Source organism: Arthrobacter sp. HMWF013 (assembly GCF_003061105.1).
In the GTDB taxonomy this organism is placed as follows: Bacteria; Actinomycetota; Actinomycetes; order Actinomycetales; family Micrococcaceae; genus Arthrobacter.
The window spans coordinates 1-4436 of record NZ_QAIQ01000064.1 but is presented as its reverse complement, the minus strand read 5'-3'; the positions used below and the strand labels follow the sequence as shown (position 1 = coordinate 4436).

The window sequence follows — 4436 nt, the reverse complement described above, 5'->3', positions numbered from 1 at the left end:
CCGCATCATTCACACCGTCGCCGGCCATGGCCACGACTGCGCCGGCCGCCTGAAGCGTACGGACGGCTTCGACCTTTCCGGCGGGCAGGACGCCTGCGTAGACGTCGTCGGGGGAAATGCCGACGGCGGCGGCCACCTGCTGCGCCACTGCCGCGTTGTCACCGGTCAGCAGCACAGGACGCAAGCCCAGCTCTTTCAGCCTGGCGATGGCCGCTGCGGATCCCGGTTTGATGGTGTCGCGGAGGCTGATGATGCCCGAAGGCGCGCCGTTCACAGCCACCCAGATAGCGGTGGCGCCGGTCTTTTCCGCCGCCGCGAGGGCCTGCTGCTGGCTTGCCGACATGCGGATTCCATTTTCTGTGAGCCAGCCGGTCCGGCCCGCCAGGACAACCTGCCCCTCCACGGTTCCTTCGACACCGCCGCCCGGCGCTGAACGGAAGTTTTCGACGGCGGGCGGGCGCCCGCCGTCGAACGCGGCAGCCGCTATCGCGTGCGCGATCGGATGCTCCGACGCTGCTTCAACAGCCCCGGCGAGGCGCAGCACGTCCCGCTGCTGGTAGCCGTCGAAAACCATGGTGTTGTCGACGGCGAGTTTGCCACTGGTCACGGTCCCCGTCTTGTCGAGCAGGATGGTATCCACGGTGCGGGTGTCTTCCAGGACCTGGGGACCCTTGATCAGGATGCCCAGTTGGGCCCCGCGGCCGGTTCCAGTGAGCAGCCCCACCGGGGTAGCCAGGCCCAAAGCGCAGGGGCAGGCGATGACCAGGACGGCAACTGCCGCTGTAAAGGCTGCACGGAGTTCGGAACCTTCAACCGCAGGGCCGCTGAAGGCCAGCCACAACGCGAAGGTGAGCGCAGCGATGACCAGCACCACAGGAACGAAGACGGCGCTGATCCTGTCCGCGAGGCGGGCAATGGGTGCCTTGCCGGTTTGAGCCTGCGAGACCAGCCGTGCCATCTGGGCCAGCGTGGTTTCCGAGCCCACCCGCGTGGCGCGGACCAGAAGGCGGCCGGACGTGTTGATGGTGGCCCCGGTGACCTTGCTCTGCGGCCCCACCTCCACGGGAACTGACTCGCCGGTCAACAAGGAGGCATCCACGGCGGAACTTCCCTCGATCACCACCCCATCGGTGGCGATCTTCTCACCCGGCCGGACCACCACGATGTCCCCCACCCGGAGCCGGTCAGCCGGGACTTTGTGTTCGGCGCCGTCGCGCAGCACGGTGGCGTCCTTGGCGCCGAGGTTCAGCAACGCCCTCAGGGCATCGCCCGCCTTCTGCTTGGCGTTGGCCTCCAGGAAGCGCCCCAGGAGCAGGAACGTAGTGACCACGGCGGCCACTTCAAAGTACAGGGCGCCGGATTCCATTCCGGCCATGCCAGGGTGATCGGTCATGCGGGGATCGATCGCCAGCTGCCACGCACTGAAGAGGTAGGCCGCCGAGACGCCGATGGAGACCAGGGTGTTCATGGTGGAGGCAAGATGGCGCGCATTGATGGCCGCAGCCCGATGGAACGGCCACGCTGCCCAACTGACCACCGGAAGCGCCAGCAAACCCGCAACCCAACCCCAGTTCGGGAACTGCAGGGCGGAGATCATCGAGATCAGGAAAACGGGCAGTGTCAGGGCGGCCGCCACGATCAGGCGCGGCCGGAGCTTGTTCGCGGCGGGACCGTGGGCCATGTGGTCCGCGGATGTGTGGGGGTCACCAACCGCGGCGCCACCGGCGACTTGCCCGGCATGCTCGCTAGTGCCTCGCTTAGACGCATGCTGCCGCAAGCCCCCGGCGTCGCCACTCGTGGGCACACCCCGCGCGTCGCGTGCATCGGTTTCGGCGCTGGCACTTGGGCCTGGGTGCGTCGAGGGTTGGCGGAGGTGGGCCGTGTAGCCGATGGCGTTGACGGTGTCCACGATCTGCTGGTCCGTGATGGCAGCCGGTACCGTGACCTGGGCGGTTTCGAGGGGGAGGTTGACTGATGCCTGGACGCCGTCGAGCTTGCCGAGTTTCCGTTCCACCCGGTTGACGCAGGAGGCACAGGTCATGCCTTCGATGTCCAGATCAAGGACCCTTGTTCCGGCCGGTTGCTGAAGGTGGTCTGTGCTCACTGCGGGCTCCCGGATGGTCAGGTTCCTACGCCTCGTTGGCGATAACCAGGTAGCCGGCCTCGGCCACGGCTTCACCGATCTCGGACGGCGACAGTTCCTCGGTTGAGGTGATGGTCACGGTGGAGATGCCGCCGGCGTTGAGGTCGACGTCGACAGCTTCAACGCCGGCGAGTGACTCAAGTTCTTCACTGACGGAGGACACGCAGTGTCCGCAGGTCATTCCCGAAACGCTGACGGTGGTGGTGCTCATGGCTTGCTCCTTTGTTGGTGCCCGCGGGTGGCTGGCACTGGCTTGTGTTGTTCCTGGCAGGTGTTGGTGCCGGCCGTCAGCGCAGAAGACGGCCGATGGCCTCTGATGCCTCTTTGACCTTTGCATCGATTGCTTCAGCACGGAGGCCGGCATCCGGTTCCGCAGCCGCCCCGACCACGCAGTGGCCGATATGCTCCTCCACCAGCCCCAGGCTCACCGCATGGAGTGCCTTGGTGGCCGCGGCGACCTGCGTCAGGATGTCGATGCAGTACTTGTCCTCATCCACCATCCTGGCGATCCCGCGCACCTGGCCCTCGATGCGCTTGAGCCGGCGCAGGTACGCTTCCTTGTTCGCGGTATAACCGTGCACTGCTGCCTGGGTTGCTTCCATTTCTCCAAATTATACCCCGTGGGGGTATCCGTCAAGTACCCCGGGGGGTATCGGATCCGAGGGGAAGGACCGGGAGCCGCCAAAAAAGGACACAAAAAAGCTCCGGAGTGCGTTATTGGGGGATACGCACTCCGGAGCAGTCTTTGGGCAGATTCTCCCCGGTACTTTGGCCGGATCGCTCTGCTTGAACCAGCTTACTTGCCGGTATGGCTGACCGCTACCACCTCGAATAACTACTTTCGCTTTATTATTTCTGCCGCCGGAAGCCGCTCCGGCAGGGGCCGCCGAAGCCTCAGCCTGCGTCCCTAGTCACGGTCTTCATGCGCCGGCCGCCGGTAGGGAACCACCAGCACCGGCCGGCTTTGATGGTGGGCGAGCCACTGTCCCACAGAGCCGCTCAAGGCCTCGGCGATCCTGTGGGACAGCCCTTTCTCGGATGTTCCGACGATGATCATGGGCGCGTCGCCTTCCGCGGCCAGCCGGGCCAGGGCGCGGGCGGGATCCCCCGCCAGGGTCCTCAGGGTCCACTCGACCGGCGTGCCCCCCTGCGCGGCATCGGCGACTGCCCCCTCGATTTCCGCCTCGAGCCCGGCGGTCATCGCGCGGATGTCGTCACCGTTCTGGTCCGGGTGGAGGGAAAGGCGGTGGGCGGACCTGGCCGGATCCCATTCCACCAGGTAGCTGGCCTCATCCACGTAGGCGCACACCAAAGGCACAGACAGCCTGGCAGCCAGCGTTGCTGCCGTCTTCAGCACTTCCGGATGCTGGTTGGGCATCACTCCGACGAGGAGCGGGGCCGGGGCACTGAATCGTTCTGGAGTCATACGCCCATTCTTAGCCTGCATGCCGCCGCTTGAACAGAGCGCCGCGCGATGAGCCCGGCTTCCTATGGGACGGACGGTGACGCCGACACCACCACGTTCTTCCCCCACGGGTCTTCGGTATAGCAGCTGATCAGGACCACGCGGTTGGGAACCATGTCCCAGATGTCGCTGTCCTTGAGGCCGGACTTCAGGTAGGTGGTCACACTGTCCACGCGGTAGGCAATGGTGCCGGTTGCCGTGAAGACGTCGAACACATCGCCCACCGAGGCAGCGGAGCTGAGGTGGTTGAACGGGGCATCCCGGCCCTCCCAGCTGTGCCCGATGATGTACGTGGTGTTGCCTGACCCGTTGCCCGGCATCCCGAACGGAGTCAGCCAATACCCGTCCATCGTGGTGGGCGGAACGAGGGTCCGGCTGGATACTGCCGAGGAGTCCGGCTCCAAAGGGTGGATGGCTGTGTCGATAGCCGCTGAGGGATAAAGAACACGAAGGGGCGCGGAGGCATCGGGCAAAACGGGGTCAGCGGCACTTCCGGCCGCGCCAGGCAGGGGCTCACCCGCAGGTGCGGTCGTCTCGGGCGTGAGGGACAGTGGCCAGGGAACGGCCGACGGCGTTGCCCGGGACGTGGTGAATGGTGCCGCCGCCGGCGCGGCGGGTTCCGCGTGGTTGAGCAGGGGAGCGCCGAAGGTCAGGGAAAGGAAACCCAGGATGCCGCACAGCAGGATGGCAAAATCTCCACGGTTCAACCCGCGGCCCGGAAAGACGCGGCCGAGGATGCCATGCTGGCCGGAATGCTTAGGCACGGTGCCCCCTTTGTTGGTCAGCCGGGTGTACCCCACGGCGGTGAGTGCGCCGAGGGCGCCCCGC

At 66.2% G+C, this 4436-nt stretch carries 5 protein-coding genes; all 5 read right to left on the bottom strand.

The genetic code is table 11. The features are described 5' to 3' along the window. A partial coding sequence (locus tag DBR22_RS03060) for a heavy metal translocating P-type ATPase (protein ID WP_375134879.1) occupies positions 1 to 2104 on the bottom strand: 2104 nt, incomplete at its 3' end. A gap of 25 nt (positions 2105 to 2129) precedes the next feature. Beyond that, positions 2130 to 2354 (bottom strand): heavy-metal-associated domain-containing protein, encoded by a 225-nt coding sequence (locus DBR22_RS03055; RefSeq protein ID WP_108597724.1) that lies wholly within the window; start codon positions 2352 to 2354, stop codon positions 2130 to 2132. Positions 2355 to 2430: 76 nt separating this feature from the next. After that, complete coding sequence (locus DBR22_RS03050) at positions 2431 to 2745, bottom strand: metal-sensitive transcriptional regulator (RefSeq protein WP_108597723.1); 315 nt, start codon at positions 2743 to 2745, stop codon at positions 2431 to 2433. A 305-nt stretch (positions 2746 to 3050) separates the two neighbouring features. Continuing rightward, complete coding sequence (locus tag DBR22_RS03045) at positions 3051 to 3569, bottom strand: universal stress protein (protein WP_108597722.1); 519 nt, start codon at positions 3567 to 3569, stop codon at positions 3051 to 3053. 62 nt (positions 3570 to 3631) lie between these two features. Continuing rightward, positions 3632 to 4372: a class F sortase gene (locus DBR22_RS03040; protein WP_308810173.1), complete on the bottom strand. Its 741-nt coding sequence runs from the start codon at positions 4370 to 4372 to the stop codon at positions 3632 to 3634. Positions 4373 to 4436: the final 64 nt, after the last annotated feature.